This window comes from Microvirga sp. P5_D2, assembly GCF_054049475.1.
Genome location: NZ_JBFUMH010000111.1, coordinates 1 through 18,071 on the forward strand (window position 1 = coordinate 1; position 18,071 = coordinate 18,071).

Consider the following 18,071-nt stretch of genomic DNA (forward strand, 5'->3'; position numbering starts at 1 on the left):
CATATAGGCCGCATATAGGCCGCGTGCGGGGCGAGCGACATGGATTCCTGGCCGCCGGCCACGATGATGTTGGCGTCGCCGTTGGCGATCTGCTGCAGGCCGATGGCGACCGTGCGAAGCCCCGAGCCGCAGAGCTGGTTGAGCGCCCATGCGGTCTTTTCCTGCGGCACGCCCGCGGCCATGGCCGCCTGGCGGGCCGGGTTCTGTCCTTGAGCTGCGGTGAGGATCTGGCCGAGGATCACCTCGTCCACCTCCGCGCCGTCCACTTTCGCGCGCTCCAGGGCCGCCTTGATGGCGATGGCGCCCAGTTCATGCGCCGGGGTGTTGGCGAAGGCCCCGTTGAACGAGCCGACGGCGGTACGCGTCGCGCCGACGATGACGATGTTACTCATAGTTCCTCCTGTGGTATTGTTTGACGCATGCCTATGAACTTGCCTGTCAATGAAGCTTAATACGGGGTTCGGTCCGGCGTGTCAGCATGCGCGCGGTGGTATCGAGCGCGACCTTCGACGTCCCGTGAAGCGCCCTCTGATGCATCGTGTAGAGCGACTGGTACATCAGGCGGGCCACCAAGCCTTCGATGAAGAAGTCCTTGCCCCGGACAAACCCCATCAGGTTGCCGACCGTGCTGTACTCGCCAAGCGACACCAGCGAACCAAAGTCTCGATAGCGAAACGGCTGCAGAGGTTTCCCTTCAAGGTACCGCTGAATCTGTTTGACGAGATGTGATGCCTGCTGATGGGCGGCCTGCGCGCGTGGCGGGATTGGCGTGGGCAGGTCCGGCGTGACGAGATAGGCGCAGTCGCCAAGCGCAAAGATGTTGGGATCTCGCGTGGTTTGGAGCGTCGGGGTGACCACGAGCTGATTGTTCCGACTTGTCTCAAGCCCCGCCAAATCCTTCAGGAAATCAGGAGCCTTCACCCCCGCGGCCCAGACCACGAGCTCCGAAGGCACAAAGCTCCCGTCAGCAAGATGCACGCCCTTGTCGGTGACCTCCGTCACACGCGCCTTCGTCCGGACTTCAACCCCGATCTTCCCGAGCAGGCGCATAACGCTCTCGGAGACCCGCTCCGGGACCGACGGGAGAATGCGGGCGGCGGCTTCGATGAGGGTGATCTTAAGATCTTTCTCCGGGTCAACCCTGTCGAGCCCATGGGCGACAACGTGCCGGGTCGCGCGGTGCAGTTCTGCGGCGAGCTCGGTGCCGGTTGCGCCAGCGCCGATCACAGCCACATGCAACTGGCCGGGACGCACCGGGCCCGGCTGCGCGTGGGCTCGAATGAGACTGTTGACCAAGCGTTGATGAAACCGCACCGCCTGATCCGGCGTATCCAACGTGATGGCATGCTCCTTTACGCCTGGGGTGCCGAAGTCGTTGCTCCCGCTGCCCACAGCGATGACCAACGTGTCATAACGGAAGGAGCGGGCCGGGGTAACCTCCCGGCCTTCAGAGTCGAAGCTGGCGGCGAGGAATACTTCCTGCCTATCGCGATCAAGGCCTATCATCTCGCCGATCCGGTAGCGGAAATGATGCCGGTGCGCCTGCGCCAGATAGTCGACGGCATGGTGGCCGACATCCATGCTGCCAGCCGCAACCTCATGCAGAAGAGGTTTCCAGATATGGGTCCTGGAGCGTTCGACGAGCGTCACCTGGGCTTTCCTGTGGCGGCCAAGCCGGTCTCCCAACTTGGTCACAAGCTGCAGCCCTGCCGCACCGCCGCCAACAACCACAATCTGATGGAGAGACGGCTCCACACGGGCCTGCGAGGTGGGCTCCTGCTGATGCTCCGTGCGTGTATCCAAACTATGTCGGTCGGACATGAGCATCCCGTCCTTTGGGTTGAGTGGTCACACCCGAATCGACTGTGGGACACCCGCCTCGGCAACATCATCCGCCACCTTCACCGTTTCTGGCTCATCGGCCTCAAGATCCGTCTCCTGGTTCAGGCGCTGGTGGAGGCGCTTCTCGTCGAGGGCATCTTCCCATTTCGCAACAACGACAGTCGCCAGACCGTTGCCGATCAGGTTGGTGAGCGCCCGCGCTTCCGACATGAAGCGATCAATACCAAGGATCAGGGCGATGCTTGCGACCGGGATTGTGCCGACCGAGGCAAGTGTCGCGGCCAACACAATGAAGCCGGATCCAGTGACACCGGCCGCTCCCTTTGAGGTGAGCAGGAGAATCAGGATGATTCCCAGTTCCTGCGACAGGGTCAGGTCGGTGTTGGTTGCCTGGGCGAGGAACACCGCCGCCATCGTCAGATAGATGCACGTGCCATCGAGATTGAAGGAGTATCCGGTGGGAATCACGAGCCCGACCACAGAGCTCTCGCAGCCCAGGTTCTCCATCTTGGCGATCATGCGGGGCAGCACCGATTCCGACGATGAGGTACCTAGGACAATCAGCAATTCCTCCTTGATGTACCTAATGAACTTGAAGATGGAGAACCCGCACAGCGCCGCGATGCCGCCCAGCACGCCAAAGATGAACAGCAGGCAGGTGGTATAAAAGGCGAGCATGAAATTGCCGAGCGACAGCAGGGTTCCCACGCCGTATTTGCCGATCGTGAAGGCCATTGCACCGAATGCGCCAATCGGTGCCAGCTTCATGATCAAGCCGACGATGCGAAAGAAGATGTGACCGACGATGTCGATGAAGCGAAGCACTGGCTCGCCATGCGAGCCCAATGCCTGCAAGCCGAAGGCGAACAGGATCGCGAAGAATAGCACCTGGAGGATTTCACCGGCCGCAAAGGCGCCAACAACCGTCGATGGGATGATCTCCATCAGGAACCCGATGGTACTCTGGTCTTTGGCCTTCGTGGTGTAGGTCGCGATTGACGAGGTGTCGACGCGGGAGAGATCGACATTCATGCCGACGCCCGGCTGCCACAGGTTGACCACGATCAATCCGATCACGAGAGCGAGTGTTGTCACGACCTCGAAATAGATGAGAGCCTTCAGGCCGACCCGACCGACCTTCTTCATGTCCTTCATGCTCGCGATGCCATGCACGACCGTGAAGAAGATGATCGGGGCAATGAGCATCTTGATCATCTTGATGAAGGCGTCGCCCAAGGGCTTCATCGCTTCGCCGAGGGAGGGATAGAAGTGGCCCAAGAGGACACCCAGCAGAATCGCCGTGAGTACTTGGACGTAGAGGTGCTGATACCACCGGCCTTGGTGGTGGGATCCCAGAACCGCCGTTGTCGGGGTTACCGTTGCCATGTCGTGTCCTCCATCAAAGTGATCCGATCAGCCAGTCTGCGCCGCTGATCCAGCCGCCACTGCCGTCAGTGCGGTCATGTTCACGATTCCCCTCACCGTTGCCGTGGGGGTGAGGATATGGACTGGCTTGGCGGCACCGAGCAGGATCGGCCCGACGCTGATCCCCTGCCCAGCGACAATCTTGAGGGCATTGAAGGTGGCGTTTGCTGCATCCAGGTTCGGCATGATCAGGAGGTTGGCCTCGGCCGAAAGCCGCGCATCCGGGAAGATGCGGTTGAGCAGCGGCCTGCTGAGCGCCGCATCGGCATGCATCTCGCCTTCTACTTCGAGATCTGGGGCGCGGCGATTGATCAGTTCGAGCGCGTCCCGCATCTTGCGTGCCGACGGATCGTTGGCGGTCCCGAAGTTAGAGTGCGACACGAGGGCGACGCGCGGTGTCTGGCCAAAGCGCCTCAGCTCGGCCGCGGCCAGAATAGCCATATCGGCGATCTCCTCGGCTGTCGGGTCGAGGTGGATGTAGGGATCGCATATGAACAGTGTATGCCGCGGTAACTGGAGCAGGCTCATCGCGGCGAAGCTATGGGCGCCCTCCGCCAGTCCGATCACCTCCTCAACGTAGCGCAGATGCTGGGCGTAGGCTCCGACCGTCCCGCACAGGAGCCCGTCCGCCTTGCCGCCGCAGAGTAGCATCGCTCCAATGAGGGTGCTGTTGCGTCGCATCTCGGCCGCCGCGACATCGCGGGACAGACCGAGCCGCTTGCGTCGCTGATAATAGGACTCTGCGGCGTCAGCCACAGCGTCATGATCGTCGAAGCTGGCGATCTCGATGTCGCGGCCGGGTTGCAGGCGAAGGCCCAGTGCTGAGATTTTCCGGGCGATCAGGTCCGGCCGACCCACCAGGATTGGCGTTGCAAGGCTCTCGTCAACTACCACTTGGGCGGCGCGAAGGACACGGTCGTCCTCGCCTTCCGCGTATACAATGCGCTTGCGGCCGGACTCGGCGGCCGCCGCAAAGACCGGCTGCATCACCGTTCCGGAGGTGTAGACAAACCGCTGGAGGGACCGCCGATACTCCTCGAGGTCCGGCAGCGGCCGGGTCGCAATGCCGCTCTCCATCGCCGCCTGGGCGACGGCCGGCGCGACCTTCGTGATCAGCCGTGGGTCGAACGGGCGCGGGATGAGATAATCAGGGCCGAAGCTGATGTCCTGCGTGCCGTAAGCCGCTGTCACGACGTCGGACTGCTCGGCCTGCGCGAGCTCGGCGATCGCCCGGACTGCTGCGAGCTTCATCTCCTCATTGATGGTACTGGCGCCCACGTCGAGGGCGCCACGGAAGATGAAAGGGAAGCAGAGAACGTTGTTGACCTGGTTGGGATAGTCTGAGCGCCCGGTCGCGATGATGGCATCGGGCCGGACCTCTTTCGCAAGCTCCGGCCGGATCTCCGGGTCGGGATTGGCGAGGGCCAGGATCAGCGGCCTCTCCGCCATAGCCTTCACCATCTCGGGCTTGAGAACACCAGCAGCCGAGAGACCAAGGAAAATGTCGGCACCCTCGACGATCTCGCCGAGGGTCCGAGCCGAGGTCGAACGGGCATATTGCGCCTTCTGCTCATCCATGGCCTCGGTGCGACCTTGGTACACGACCCCCTTGGAGTCGGTGATGAGGATGTTCTCCTTGCGAACGCCGAGGCCAACCAGGATGTTGAGACACGCGATCGCCGCCGCGCCGGCTCCTGAGCAGACGAGCTTGACGTCCTCGATGCGCTTGCCGACCACCTGCAGGCCGTTGAGGACGGCCGCTGCAGCGACGATCGCTGTCCCATGCTGATCGTCGTGGAAGACCGGGATCTTCATGCGCTCGCGCAGCTTCGTCTCGATCACGAAGCATTCCGGCGCTTTGATGTCCTCGAGGTTGATGCCGCCGAAGGTCGGCTCAAGCGAGGCGATGATGTCGATGAGCTTGTCCGGGTCGGTCTCGTCGATCTCGATATCGAACACATCGATGCCAGCAAACTTGCGGAACAGGCAGCCCTTGCCTTCCATGACGGGCTTGCCGGCCAGCGCCCCAATATTGCCCAAGCCCAGCACGGCCGTGCCATTGGAGATCACGGCGACCAGGTTCCCGCGCGATGTCAGGTTCGCGGCCTCGAGCGGATCATCCTTGATCGCCAGGCACGCGGCGGCCACGCCAGGAGAGTAGGCCAGTGCGAGGTCGCGCTGCGTGGTCATGTCCTTGGTCGGTAGAACCGTGATCTTCCCAGGAGTCGGGAAACGATGATAGTCGAGCGCTGCCTTAACGAGGAGCTCGTCAGCGTTCGGCTCCGCTTGACTAACCTCGCCACCTGCTGCCTTGAAGTTTACTTTCTGGTTCATGATCGCCTCTCTAAGTGCGAGATATCAAGGGGGTGGTTGCGGTTTCAGGTCCGGAGGCCGCATCGGGCCGCCCTCGGCAGGCTAGCCCTTTGGACGTGCTCCAGCGCCCATGTCGGCTGCTGTGCGCGCGGCGCCACCGACCTCCTGCATCTGGGTCTTCACTCGCTCGAACTGCTGTTGAAGAAACGTCTGCTGCAGAGCGGCCATCTCCTGCGGATCCTTGGCGCGCACAAGTTGCTGGGCAAAATCGAAGGTGGCATTGATGTTGGCCTCAGCCGCAGCCAGCACATTCCGGTTCATATCACGTGCGCCTGCCTGCGCCGCCTGCACGGAGGACTCGACCTTCTCCTGAAGGTTCGCGGCCTGCTGCAGGTACTGGTCTACCGCCTGCTTAGCTTGGGCGAGGGTGGTCTCAGCCGCCTGTCTCACTTGTTCAGGCACGCCGGCGGCATTGGTGTTTCCCGTCGTTGAACCCTGTTTTCCGGCCATGACTATCTCCTTCCGTTGGCATGTCGTTCTGTGTGCGTCCCCACGTTGGCTCAGTGCGCCTTCTTTGGCTCCTTCTTGGGCATGTAGAGGTCCGTGATCGTGCCCTCGAAGGCTTCGGCTGCCATTCCGATCGTTTCCGAGAGGGTCGGGTGCGGGTGAATGGTCAGCCCGATGTCCTGCGCATCCGCCCCCATCTCGATGGCAAGCGCCGCCTCGGCGATCAGGTCACCCGCGGATGGTCCGACGATGCTGCAGCCAATGATCCGGTCTGTGGCTTCGTCGAACAGAACCTTAGTGAGACCCTCGTCGCGTCCAAGTGACAGCGAGCGGCCGCTCGCGGCCCAAGGGAACACACCTTTGCCGTATTTGACCCCCTTCGCCTTGGCCTCGTTCTCGGTCAGCCCGACCCAGGCCACTTCCGGATCGGTGTAGGCGACCGACGGGATCACCTTGGCGTCGAAGAACACGTTCTTGCCGGCTGCCGTCTCGGCCGCAACCTTGCCCTCGTGCACGGCCTTGTGGGCCAGCATCGGCTGGCCGACGATATCGCCGATGGCGAAGATGTGCGGAACGTTGGTGCGCATCTGCCGGTCCACAGGGATGAAGCCGTGTGCGTCCACCGCAATGCCGGCATTCTCTGCTCCGATCAGCTTGCCGTTCGGCTTGCGGCCGACCGCCACGAGGATCTTATCGAAAGTGTCCGTGGCCGGGGCGCTGCCGCCCTCGAAATGCACAGTCAGTCCCTGCCCGTTGGCATCGACTTTGATGACCTTGGCCTTGAGATGGATGGCCTCATACTGCTTCGAGATCCGCTTCATCAGCGGCGTGGCGATGTCCTTGTCGGCTCCTGGAATGATCTGGTCCATCAGTTCGACGACCGTCACCTTGGCGCCGAGCGCGTGATAGACGGTCGCCATTTCCAGGCCAATGATGCCGCCGCCGATGACCAGGAGCCGCTGCGGGACACCGTCCAGCTCGAGCGCTCCCGTGGAGTCGATCACGCGTGGATCATCATGCGGGATGAAGGGGAGTGTCACCGGCTCCGATCCGGCCGCGATGATCGCCTGATCGAAGCTCACAATCATTGTTGACCCCTCCTCCGACCTGACCTCCAACTGGTTCGTGGACAAGAACCGCCCGACGCCTGGCACTACCGTCACCTTGCGCTGTTTGGCGAGACCGGCCAGGCCTCCCGTGAGCCGCTTCACGACCCCATCCTTCCAGCCACGCAGCTTCTCGATGTCGATAGAAGGTTCAGCAAAGCTGATCCCGTGAGCACCCATGCTCCTTGTCTCGTCAATGACCTTGGCGGCGTGCAGGAGTGCCTTGGAGGGAATGCAGCCTACGTTCAGGCAGACGCCTCCAAGGCTCGGCCATCGGTCCACCAGTACGACGTTCTTGCCCAGATCCGCAGCCCGGAAGGCAGCGGTATAGCCGCCCGGCCCTGCCCCGAGCACCAGCACCTCGGCATGGAAGTCTCCTGCCGCTGCGACCGGTGGCTTTGGAGCGGGCGCGGGAGCCCGATGCCCGTCCCCTTTCGGTCCAGCCCGGGCCTCAAGCGCTGATGATCCGTAGCCTGCCTGACCTTGCCCGGGGGCATGATCGGCGAGCGGTACAGCAGCGGCACCTGCATTGGCCTCGATAATGGCGATCACGTCGTCCTGGGAGACGCGGTCCCCCACTTTGACCTTGACCTCTCTGATAGTGCCGCTCTGAGCCGCAGGCAACTCCATCGTCGCCTTGTCGGACTCCAGTGTGATCAAAGGATCGTCCAGCTTGATGGTGGCTCCCGGCTGCACATGGACTTCGATGATCGGCACGTTCGTGTAGTCGCCGATGTTAGGGATCCTGACCTCGATTGCCTCATACACCCCGCTGGGACTGCCGTAGCCGGCTTGGCTTGGGCCGGGGGAAGGAGCAGCCTCTTCCTTGATCCGCTCCTTGGGCGGAGTGGCGGGTGCTCCCTCCGCGTCCAGAGTGACGATCAGATCGCCTTGCGAGACCCGGTCGCCCGTCTTCACCCTGACCTCGCGGACAGTGCCCGCTGCCGTGGCCGGAATGTCCATGGTCGCCTTGTCGGATTCCAACGTGATCAGGGTGTCATCGATGTTGATCTTGCTGCCGGGGTGAACATGCACCTCGATGACCGGGACGTCTTTGAAGTCACCGATGTCAGGCAGGTGGATCTCGGTCATCGTGCTCATCACATTGTCTCCCAGGCGCGGGTCGGGTCAGAGAACCAAGCGGCGAACATCCTCCAGCACATGGGCGAGATGGCGTGTGAACCGGGCCGCCAGGGCTCCATCAATCACCCGGTGGTCGTACGACACCGAGAGCGGCAGCATCAGCCGCGGCTGGAAGGTCTCGCCATCCCAGACCGGCGCCATCCGGGAGCGGACAACCCCCAGGATCGCAACCTCGGGCGCGTTGACGAGCGGCGTGAAGGCCGTGCCGCCGATGCCTCCAAGGCTCGAGATCGTGAAGGAGGCCCCCTGCATGTCAGCTGCCCCGAGCTTGCCATCGCGAGCCTTCTTCGACACTGCGCCAAGTTCCTGGCTGATGTCGCCAATGCCCTTGCGATCAACATCGCGGATTATCGGCACGACCAACCCTTCCGGTGTGTCGACCGCCACCCCAACATGATAGTACTGCTTGAGGATCAGGGCGTCCTTCTTGGGGCTCAGCGAGGCATTAAACTCCGGGAACTCCTTAAGCGCCGACACGGAGGCTTTCATCAGGAAAGCGAGCAGCGTAACGCGATAGCCCTTGTCCTTGGCGGCAGCATCGAGCTCCTTACGGTAGACGTCCGTCTCGGTGATGTCGGCCTCGTCCTGATGCGTGACAAGCGGCACGTTGAGCCAGGCGCGATGAAGGTGCGGGCCCGAGATCTTCTTGATGCGCGGCAGCGGGCGCGTCTCGATCGGACCGAACTTGGAGAAGTCGACCGCTGGGATTTCGGGGATACCCATCCCGCTCACCGGAGCAGGCGCCGAGACCGGCGCGGCCGGGCCTCGGAGGATAGCCTTCACATCGTCCTTGGTGATCCGGCCCTTCTCGCCGGTCCCGCGGATGGTTCCAAGATCGATCTCGAGCTCACGCGCCAGGCGCCGCACACTCGGACTGGCATGCACCTGCCCGAAGTCCGCCTGGACTCCTGGACCGTTCGGCTTCGCGGGGGCTGTAGCCGGCGGCGATGGCGCACGGTCGGGCGGGGTGGTTGGCTCCTGCTGCTCGATCAGCGACGGTGGCTCGGGTACCGTGGCGTCGCCATCCTTCAGCAGCACTATGGGATGGCCCTCGCTAACCTTGTCCCCCAGCTTGATCAGCAGTTTCTCGACGACCCCGGCGGAGGGCGCCGGCACCTCCATGGTGGCTTTGTCGGACTCAAGTGAGATGAGAGGATCATCCATGTTGACAGGATCCCCCTCTTTGACGTGCACCTCGACGATCGGCACATCCTTGTAGTCGCCAATGTCAGGGATCTTCACCTCGGTTGTCACGGCGTTCCTCCTCCGATCAGACGACCTCGTTGGGCGGGTCGCCATTTCGATGACTTCTCTACGCGATGCTCAGACTGTCCAGGGTGCGGACTTCTCCGTGTTGATGCCGTACCGGGCGAGGGCCTCAGCCACGACGGCGGGCTTCACCGTTCCCTCGTCGGCAAGGGTTTTGAGCGCCGCCACTGCGATCCAGCGGCGGTCGACCTCGAAGAAATCGCGCAGGCGCTTGCGATAATCGGAGCGGCCGAACCCATCTGTGCCGAGCACGCGGTAGCGGCGCGGCACGAACGGCCGGATCTGGTTGGCAAAGGCGCGCATGTAGTCGGTCGCAGCAACGACTGGCCCCTCATGGCCCTCGAGACAGGTTTCGACATGGGACTTGCGCGCCTCTTCTGTCGGATGAAGCAAGTTCCAACGCTCGACCGTCATCGCCTCGCGGGCGAGTTCCGTAAAGCTCGGGCAACTCCACACATCTGCTGAGACGTTGAAGTCTTGAGCGAGCAAATCAGCGGCTGCAATCACCTCGCGCAGGATCGTGCCGCTGCCGAGGAGTTGCACCCGCGGGGCTTTCTTTGGCCCCTGCCCTTCCCGGAACAGGTACATGCCTTTCAGGATGCCGCCTTGAGCATCCTCAGGCATGGCGGGATGCTCGTAGTTCTCGTTCATCACCGTCAGGTAATAGAAGACGTCCTCCTGTTCGGCATACATCCGGCGCAGGCCGTCCTGGACAATGACGGCAACCTCATACGAGAAGGTCGGGTCATAGGAAACACAGTTGGGAATCGTGGCCGAGAACAGATGGCTGTGGCCATCCTCGTGCTGCAGGCCTTCTCCGTTCAGCGTGGTGCGTCCCGCCGTGCCACCGATCAGAAAGCCCCGTGCCCTAAGATCGCCGGCCGCCCAGGCGAGATCACCGACCCGTTGGAAGCCGAACATGGAGTAGTAGACGTAGAACGGGATCATCGGCGTGTTCGACGTGGAATATGCCGTCGCAGCTGCGATCCAGGACGACATGGCGCCAGCCTCATTGATGCCCTCCTGGAGCATCTGGCCGGACCGGTCCTCCTTGTAGAACATGAGCTGGTTGGCGTCCTCAGGCCGGTAGAGCTGGCCCACCTGGGAGAAGATGCCGAACTGGCGGAACATCCCTTCCATGCCGAAGGTGCGGCTCTCGTCCGGCACAATCGGTACCACGTGCTTGCCGATAGTCTTGTCGCGCAGCAGCGTGTTGAGGACGCGCACGAACGCCATCGTGGTTGAGATCTCGCGTCCATCCGTCGCCTTGAGCTGCGCCTCGAAGGCGGAGAGCGGGGGCACGTTCAAAGAATCGGATTTGCGCCGGCGCGACGGCAGATAGCCGCCGAGCGCCTCCCGGCGGGCTCGCAGATACTGCATCTCCGGGCTGTCTTCGGCAAAGCGGATAAAGGGAATGTCCCTGAGTTGCTGGTCTGTGAGATTGATCTGAAAACGGTCGCGGAACTGGCGCAGCACCGCCTCGCCCATCTTCTTCTGCTGATGGGTGATATTCTGGCCCTCGCCAGCTTCGCCCATGCCATAGCCCTTGACAGTCTTGGCCAAGATGAGCGTGGGCTGGCCCTTGTGCTTGACGGCGGCCGCGTAGGCTGCATAGACCTTGCTCGGGTCATGCCCGCCGCGGGTGAGCTTCCAGATCTCGTCGTCCGACATGTTGGCGACCAGCGCCAAGGTTTCCGGATAGCGACCAAAAAAATGCTCGCGGATATAGGCGCCGTCCTTAGACTTGAAGTCTTGGTACTCGCCGTCGACACATTCCTCCATCAGCTTCACAAGCAGACCGCTCGTGTCCTTAGCAAACAGCGCATCCCAGCCCGAGCCCCACAGCACCTTGAGGACGTTCCAGCCGGCGCCCCGGAAGTTAGCCTCGAGTTCCTGGACGATCTTACCGTTGCCCCGCACCGGTCCGTCGAGGCGCTGCAGGTTGCAGTTGATGACGAAGATGAGGTTATCGAGTTTCTCGCGTCCGGCGAGCGAGATCGCGCCGAGGCTTTCCGGCTCATCCATCTCACCGTCACCCATGAAGGCCCAGACCTTGCGTTCCTCGGTTTGAGCCAAGCCGCGGAAGTGCAGGTACTTGAGAAAGCGGGCCTGGTAGATCGCCATGAGGGGCCCCAACCCCATTGAAACAGTCGGGAACTGCCAGAAGTCAGGCATCAGCCACGGGTGCGGATACGACGACAGGCCCTTGCCGTCGACCTCCTGACGGAAGCTGAGGAGTTGCTCCTCCGTAAGACGGCCCTCGAGGAAGGCACGAGCATAGATGCCCGGTGAGGAGTGCCCTTGGATGTAGACGAGATCACCGCCATGTTCATCGGAGGCCGCCCGCCAGAAATGCATAAAGCCGGTGTCGTAGAGGGTTGCAGCCGACTGGAAGCTGGCAATGTGGCCTCCGAGTTCGGACGATTCCTTGTTGGCCTTGAGCACGATGGCGAGAGCGTTCCAGCGGATGGCCGACCGGATCCGGTGCTCGATGGCCCTGTCACCGAGATGGGGCTCCTGCCGCTCGACAGGAATTGTATTTACGTAGGGGGTCGTTGCCGAGTACGGGACTGGAGCGCCCTTGCGGCGGGCTCCGTCTATGACTTGTTCCAAGAGGAAGTGGACTCTGTCGGGGCCATCGACCTCCAGAACACCATTCAACGAGTCGAGCCATTCTCTGGTCTCGACCGGATCAAGGTCGCGACTGCGGTCCACCGTCACCTCCCAGGCGCCTCCCGTCAGACGCGGGGGCGCTGATTACTTAGACGCGGGTACGCTGATTACTTGGATTCGGCCGAACAGCTGTGTTGACTTAATTTAGGTTAGATGATCAACGTGAACTCAGCAGTACCGTATTCGGTTCCGGTTGCGAAAATCCAAGGCAATGGGGTCTCTTGTAGGTCATCAAAACTGACCTGAACAAGTTCAGGTTATAGACATTGCAGGTGTTGAGTAGAGCCAGTCGATAGTATTCCCGACCAGGGCAAGCTGAGCCATATGCCGAAAGCCAGCCGTGCTGAACAGGCCGTCGGACACCCAGTTCATGCGATTGGTTCACAATATCGCTTCACAATCTGGAGTGTTTAGGAAAGACTGTGTTCCAGTAATGCGGGATATCTTGAACCGGCACCGCCTCATCAAAAGCGAGGAAGGTTCCCATGCTTCGATTCGCTGCGAAAATCTTCGCGATGCTTCTGGTGGTGTATGCGGTCCATCGGCCCGCTTCGGCCGTAGAGCCGCATTGGCCCCCGTCACTGACGATCGGCACAGCCTCCCCTGGAGGGACGTACTATGCCTATGGCGAAGGGCTGGCGCGCATCCTGACCCGCGCCCTAAACCTTCCAGTAACGGCCCGGGCAACTGAAGGACCAGGGCAGAACATCGTCTTACTGGAGGCTGGCGAGATCCAGATCGGGTTTGTTACACTTGGTGTCGCTCTGCAGGGCTGGAACGGATCAGCTCCTTGGACCGGAGGCAAACAGCTGAGAACGATGCGTGCTCTGTTCCCCATGTACGACACGCCATTCCAGTTCATGGTCCGCGAGGAGTCCGGCATCCGCTCAGTGGGCGAACTCAACGGCAAGCGCGTCGGCATTGGCCCGCAGGGTGGTACATCGGGAGCCTACATTCCCGAATTCTTCAAGGTTTTGAAAGTTGACGCCTCACTTGCTCATGGCGACTGGGCCGACTTGGCGAACCAGGTACAGGCTGGAAGTCTCGATGCCCTCGCAGTCGCAGCGGGCGTTCCATTTCCTTCGTTTATTGATCTCGAACAAAAGGGAAAGGTCCGTTACGTTCCACTTACTGTGCAACAGATCCTCGATCTGCGTCTCTCCATGCCGGAACTTGGGGCTTCTGTGGTTGGAGCAGGTGCCTACCCGTCCCTGAGGAGCAACTACGGGACGGTCGGGCTTTACAACTTCGCGGTCGCTCATCGTGATGTTCCCGCGGATCTCGCTTACGCAATCCTTGAGGCGGTCTTCGCGAACCATGACGAGCTGGTCCAGGTCCACTCAGCCGCGGCCGAGACGGTACCGGGGAACTTCACCCGCAATACCTTTCTGCCGTTTCACGACGGAGCAAGCCGCTGGTATCAGAACAAAGGTGTTCTCGGCGTCATTCGAGGTGATTGAGCAGATTCGTGAGGAAGTGAAAGTGTCCTATGCGTCAAGTGATAGCGCAAAGTCGTGTTCTATCGACTAACTTGACGCTGCTCTGTCCATCTCGAGAAAGATCCCATGACAGGGCCTACAGCCTGCTATCGGATTCTTCTTCGTTGACTCAGAGCAACTTTTGCGAAAGCTCTTCCTGAGTAGTCCGCATTCTTCAATATCGGTCAGTCCCCAGCTGCTCAAGATATTCTACCCGCCACCAATCCCCTCAGTCACCTTGCCCGTGCCTCCGCAGGTGGCGCAGGGCGCGGAGCCGATTTGGCCAGAGCCCTTGCAGTCGGGGCAGACATCCTCACCCGTCCCCGGCGTACCGGGTTCAGCCACATCTCCGGGGCTCAGTTTTGGCTTATCTTGCGTGGCCGGCTGATCCTGAGGTTTTGCCATGGCAGTGCCCGCATTTTCTCTGAACTCTCGGACTAACGCGGCAATGTTGCGCGAGTTCATTGAGTAACCGCTCGTCAGGAGCGGTGGAAACAAGGCAGCTCTGTTGCGCTCACATGATAAGACACAATGGCATCGGCGCACATGAACCTGTCCAGTACGTTGGTGCGTTGTCTCATGACCGTGCACTCGCGCAGCTGACGCAAGAGATAACATCGCTTGGAAAGTCACCTCACTTGGCTTCCGTGGACAGTTTCTGCTGGGTCGCGGAGCAGGACTGGGCGCCTCATGGCGAAGACTGGCCAAAAGAGACGCAAGGACACTTTGGAGGAAGCTCATGGCCGGCGAGGACAGTCACAAGACGCAAGCGCAGGTAAGCGGGAACATGCCGGGACCCGACGTAATGCTGGGTGTTTGGGCCTCATGGATGGACCAGATGTCCGCCCCAGCAAAGGCTCTGGCTGATCCAGGCACGGCGTGGTGGCAGATGACAACCGACAACCCCGCTTCGGGCCTGATCGCCGGAGGTGTCGATCAACTCCAGAGGAACCTGTCACAGGATCCCACACTGCGCTCCATCGACCAGATGTGGAACGCCAATCCTCTGCGCGAGGTCGTGCCCGTCGACTGGGCCGAGATCGCCCGGGCGTTGCGCATCGTCTGGCTGCGCTCGCTGAGTAAGCCCAGCACAGCCTTGGCGGTAGTGGACCTCAACCATGATGTTTGGCGTTCCGCGCTTGACGTGTGGCAGGAGACAGGGCGGCGATGGTTGGGTCTTGCGGGCGCGTCCTCTGTGAAAGGCCCCTCGTCTACCGCACCAGACAAGCGGTTCGCCGCCCCTGAGTGGCACACGAACCCCGTTTATCGCACCCTCCAACAGATTTATCTGCTCGCGTCGGACTGGCTCCTGCAGCAGGGCGACGTGGAGGGCATGGACGAGGCCGAGCAGCAGCGCATCAGCTTCCATCTGCGACAGTTCGTGGACGCCATGAGCCCCACGCTGATGCTGTTGTCGAACCCCGCCGCTCTGCAAAGGGCTGCCGAGACAGGCGGAACGAGTGTTGCGGCTGGCGCCGCCAACCTGATGGCTGATCTCAACGCCGGGCGCCTCAGCATGGTCGACATGGAAGCCTTCGCTCCAGGGCGCAATCTTGCTCTTACCCCCGGAAAGGTGGTCCACCGCAATCGCCTGATGGAGCTGATCCAGTACGCGCCGACAACTACGAAGGCCCACAAGACGCCGCTGCTGATCCTGCCGCCCTGGATCAACAAGTACTACATCCTCGACCTGCAGCCGAAGAACAGTCTGGTGCGCTACCTGGTTGAGCAAGGGTTCACGGTCTTCCTCATCTCCTGGAAGAACCCGGACGCGTCCATGGATGAGATCGGCATCGAGGACTACATGGATCTCGGTCCCCTCGAGGCCAGTGACGTCGTGCGCGAGATCACCGGCAGCCCCACGTTGAACGCCATGGGCTATTGCATCGGTGGAACGCTGCTGACGATGACGTTGGCTGTCCTCGCGGCCAAGGGTGACAAGCGGTTTAACTCTGCCAGCTTCATGGTCTCCCTGCAGGATTTCTCACGCGTGGGCGACACTGCCGTCTTCATGGACGAGCCGGGGATCGACCTGATCGAACAGCAAATGATGGAGCGCGGCTATCTCGACAGCCGTGAGATGTCGAACATGTTCAACCTGCTGCGCTCGAACGACCTGATCTGGGCTAACGTGGTCAACAACTACCTGATGGGCAGCAAGCCACCGGCGTTTGACCTTCTGTACTGGAACAGCGACGGCACCCGGATGGCTCGCGCCGCCCACAGCTGGTATCTGCGCAACACTTACGTTGAGAACAATCTGATCGAGCCCGGCAAGATCACACTCAAGGGCGAGGCGCTTGATCTCGGCCGTATTCGTCAGGACACCTATGCTGTGGGTGCGGAGAAAGACCACATCGTGCCCTGGGACGCAGCCTGGCGCATCACGCAGCTGTTCGGCGGGAMCGTGAGGTTCGTGCGCGCCTCCAGCGGCCACATTGCCGGGATCATCAACCCGCCGAGCGGTAAGGGTGCCTACTGGACCCGGGAGACTGGAGACGGGGCGGTGAGCAGCCCGGTGCAGTGGCTGCAGAGTGCCAGCCGCCATGAGGGGAGCTGGTGGCCGGACTGGACGGCATGGCTTTCTGCCCGCTCGGGCCGAAAGAGCGCACCACCAACCATGGGCAGCGCGAAGTATCCACCCCTGCTGGATGCGCCCGGCACCTATGTGATGGAAAAGTAGAATGGCCGAGGCCAATCCGAGGACAAATCGCGCAGCGTAGCCCGGTTTGGTCGACCTCAGTAGCGATATACGCGACCACCGTTCGGCAGCCCATCTGTTGATGCTGGAGCAGGATGTCAGATGAAGATCACCATGGATGTTGAGTGCACGCCTGAGGAGGCCCGAGCCTTCCTGGGGCTGCCGGACGTGAAGCCGATGCAAGAGCAACTCATGCGAGAGGTGCAGGACCACATGACCGCGAACATCCGGGCTATGGAGCCGGAAGCCATGCTGAGAACCTGGCTGCCGGCGACCCTGAAAGGGTTTGAGCAGATGCAGGAGATCTTTATGTCGCAAATGACTGGGACAAAGCGAGAGTAAGTGGAATAGGATTGCTCGGCTGCTGACAATCGGCCCCTTTATTGGCTGAGGATCTCGTTAGAGGACGAAACCGAGATCCCGCTTGCAACGGTCCGGTCAAGATGGGTGCTTGGCATGGGGACGATCATGGCCCGGTCTAAGGCCGAACTGCTTCCATAATGCGGAGGTCTAAAGCGATCAGAGATAGTCCCTAAGCGCGGCCGGTAAAAGTTCGCTGTCGGATCAAAAGCGGCCACATCCGATTTTTCAACCTGAGGCCTACCATTGAGATGGCGTGGTGACCTAAACCTTGCTCTGATTGCTAAACCGGGAGCCGGCGGTCTGACTAAGCTATCGATAAAAGCGCTTGGAAGCTATGGGAGCACAACGACCGAGATCCCGTCGAAATCCACCCTTAGAGGATTCTCAGGAGCGCTTGACCTCGGCGCGTGGTACCTCGGTGGTACTAAGCCCCGTCGCAGCGCAGCCGATATATGCGCTAAGTCACTGGGAAGATTGGTGAGCGCGCTGGACCAGCGGCCGGATCGTCAACGAGGGCACGAACAGGCTTTATCTGGGCAGCACCTTTGACTGTGGTTCGTGTCGCCTGAAGGAGCGCTGCTGCCCGAACACGCCAGCCCGCAGGATCACGCGCAGTATCTATGAGCATGCCCGGGAGGTCGCGCGCTCCTTGAGGGGAACGCCGGCCTTCGAGCGGTTGCGCCAAGGTCGCAAGCGCATCGAGATGCTGTTTGCGCATCTCAAGCGCATCCTCAAGATGGGACGTCTGCGGTTACGCGGTCCGTGCGGGGCTCAAGACGAGTTCCTGCTGGCGGCAACGGCTCAGAACCTGCGAAAGCTCGCCAAACTGGTCACTTCACCAGGGCCCCATATGACCCAAGGAGCCTGAGAAGGCCCAAAGGATACACCTCGCCACAATCCTAACCTCAACAAGGCAAGCTGCATCGCTGTCTCAGCCCGTTTGGATACCGACTTTTTCAACGAAATCTGCCAGAAGCGGACATTCATGGGCCGGTCGTAAGCGGGCCTTCGTGCCGGCCGCATAGTCATCAGCCGTCTAGGCCCGCATTCACTTATTGCAGAAGTTGAACATAGACCTCGAGCAATAGCCCTACGCTTTTTCGAGCGCATGGCTTAGGATCGCCGCATGGGCCTATTGACCTTCAGCATCAACGTCACCCTGGACGGCTGCGTCGACCATCAGGTGGGAATCGCTGACGACGAGACGCACGCGTTCTTCACCCGCCTTATGGACGAGGGCGGGGCGATGCT

12 protein-coding genes and 1 pseudogene are annotated in these 18,071 nt (G+C 61.3%); 4 read left to right on the forward strand and 9 right to left on the reverse strand.

Annotation, left to right across the window (positions count from 1 at the left end):
- The 8 genes from ACXJKO_RS21920 to aceE all read right to left on the reverse strand — a co-directional run.
- Positions 1–392 (reverse strand): thiolase family protein (locus ACXJKO_RS21920; RefSeq protein ID WP_457093192.1); only part of this gene is annotated, 392 nt, incomplete at its 3' end.
- Positions 393–438: 46 nt separating this feature from the next.
- Positions 439–1,821, reverse strand: a complete 1,383-nt coding sequence (locus tag ACXJKO_RS21925) for an NAD(P)/FAD-dependent oxidoreductase (RefSeq protein ID WP_457093193.1) — start codon at positions 1,819–1,821, stop codon at positions 439–441.
- A 27-nt stretch (positions 1,822–1,848) separates the two neighbouring features.
- Complete coding sequence (locus ACXJKO_RS21930; protein WP_457093194.1) at positions 1,849–3,228, reverse strand: dicarboxylate/amino acid:cation symporter; 1,380 nt, start codon at positions 3,226–3,228, stop codon at positions 1,849–1,851.
- Between the two features lie 27 nt (positions 3,229–3,255).
- Positions 3,256–5,601 carry an NADP-dependent malic enzyme gene (locus tag ACXJKO_RS21935; RefSeq protein ID WP_457093195.1) on the reverse strand — a complete coding sequence of 782 codons (2,346 nt, stop codon included), beginning with the start codon at positions 5,599–5,601 and terminating at the stop codon, positions 3,256–3,258.
- An 81-nt stretch (positions 5,602–5,682) separates the two neighbouring features.
- Complete coding sequence (locus ACXJKO_RS21940) at positions 5,683–6,090, reverse strand: phasin family protein (RefSeq protein ID WP_457093196.1); 408 nt, start codon at positions 6,088–6,090, stop codon at positions 5,683–5,685.
- A gap of 50 nt (positions 6,091–6,140) precedes the next feature.
- Positions 6,141–8,294, reverse strand: coding sequence for a dihydrolipoyl dehydrogenase (gene lpdA / locus ACXJKO_RS21945; RefSeq protein ID WP_457093197.1), 2,154 nt, complete (start codon positions 8,292–8,294; stop codon positions 6,141–6,143).
- 27 nt (positions 8,295–8,321) lie between these two features.
- A complete protein-coding gene (aceF, locus tag ACXJKO_RS21950; protein ID WP_457093198.1) occupies positions 8,322–9,590 on the reverse strand; it encodes a dihydrolipoyllysine-residue acetyltransferase in 1,269 nt (422 codons plus the stop codon).
- 69 nt (positions 9,591–9,659) lie between these two features.
- Entirely contained in the window at positions 9,660–12,320 is a 2,661-nt protein-coding gene (gene aceE / locus ACXJKO_RS21955) for a pyruvate dehydrogenase (acetyl-transferring), homodimeric type (protein ID WP_457093199.1), read from the reverse strand.
- Positions 12,321–12,763: 443 nt separating this feature from the next.
- Here aceE and ACXJKO_RS21960 point away from each other — a divergent pair, with 443 nt between their 5' ends.
- Positions 12,764–13,738 carry a TAXI family TRAP transporter solute-binding subunit gene (locus tag ACXJKO_RS21960; protein ID WP_457093200.1) on the forward strand — a complete coding sequence of 325 codons (975 nt, stop codon included), beginning with the start codon at positions 12,764–12,766 and terminating at the stop codon, positions 13,736–13,738.
- A 228-nt stretch (positions 13,739–13,966) separates the two neighbouring features.
- Here ACXJKO_RS21960 and ACXJKO_RS21965 read toward each other — a convergent pair whose 3' ends face one another.
- On the reverse strand, positions 13,967–14,161 hold the full coding sequence (locus tag ACXJKO_RS21965; RefSeq protein WP_457093201.1) for a hypothetical protein: 195 nt from the start codon (positions 14,159–14,161) through the stop codon (positions 13,967–13,969).
- Between the two features lie 433 nt (positions 14,162–14,594).
- Here ACXJKO_RS21965 and ACXJKO_RS21970 point away from each other — a divergent pair, with 433 nt between their 5' ends.
- The 3 genes and pseudogenes from ACXJKO_RS21970 to ACXJKO_RS21980 all read left to right on the forward strand — a co-directional run.
- Positions 14,595–16,439, forward strand: coding sequence for a PHA/PHB synthase family protein (locus tag ACXJKO_RS21970; protein ID WP_457093202.1), 1,845 nt, complete (start codon positions 14,595–14,597; stop codon positions 16,437–16,439).
- Between the two features lie 120 nt (positions 16,440–16,559).
- Positions 16,560–16,799 (forward strand): DUF6489 family protein, encoded by a 240-nt coding sequence (locus ACXJKO_RS21975; protein WP_457093203.1) that lies wholly within the window; start codon positions 16,560–16,562, stop codon positions 16,797–16,799.
- Positions 16,800–17,349: 550 nt separating this feature from the next.
- Positions 17,350–17,688, forward strand: a pseudogene (locus ACXJKO_RS21980) (transposase); the annotation flags it as partial.
- Between the last annotated feature and the right edge of the window lie 383 nt (positions 17,689–18,071).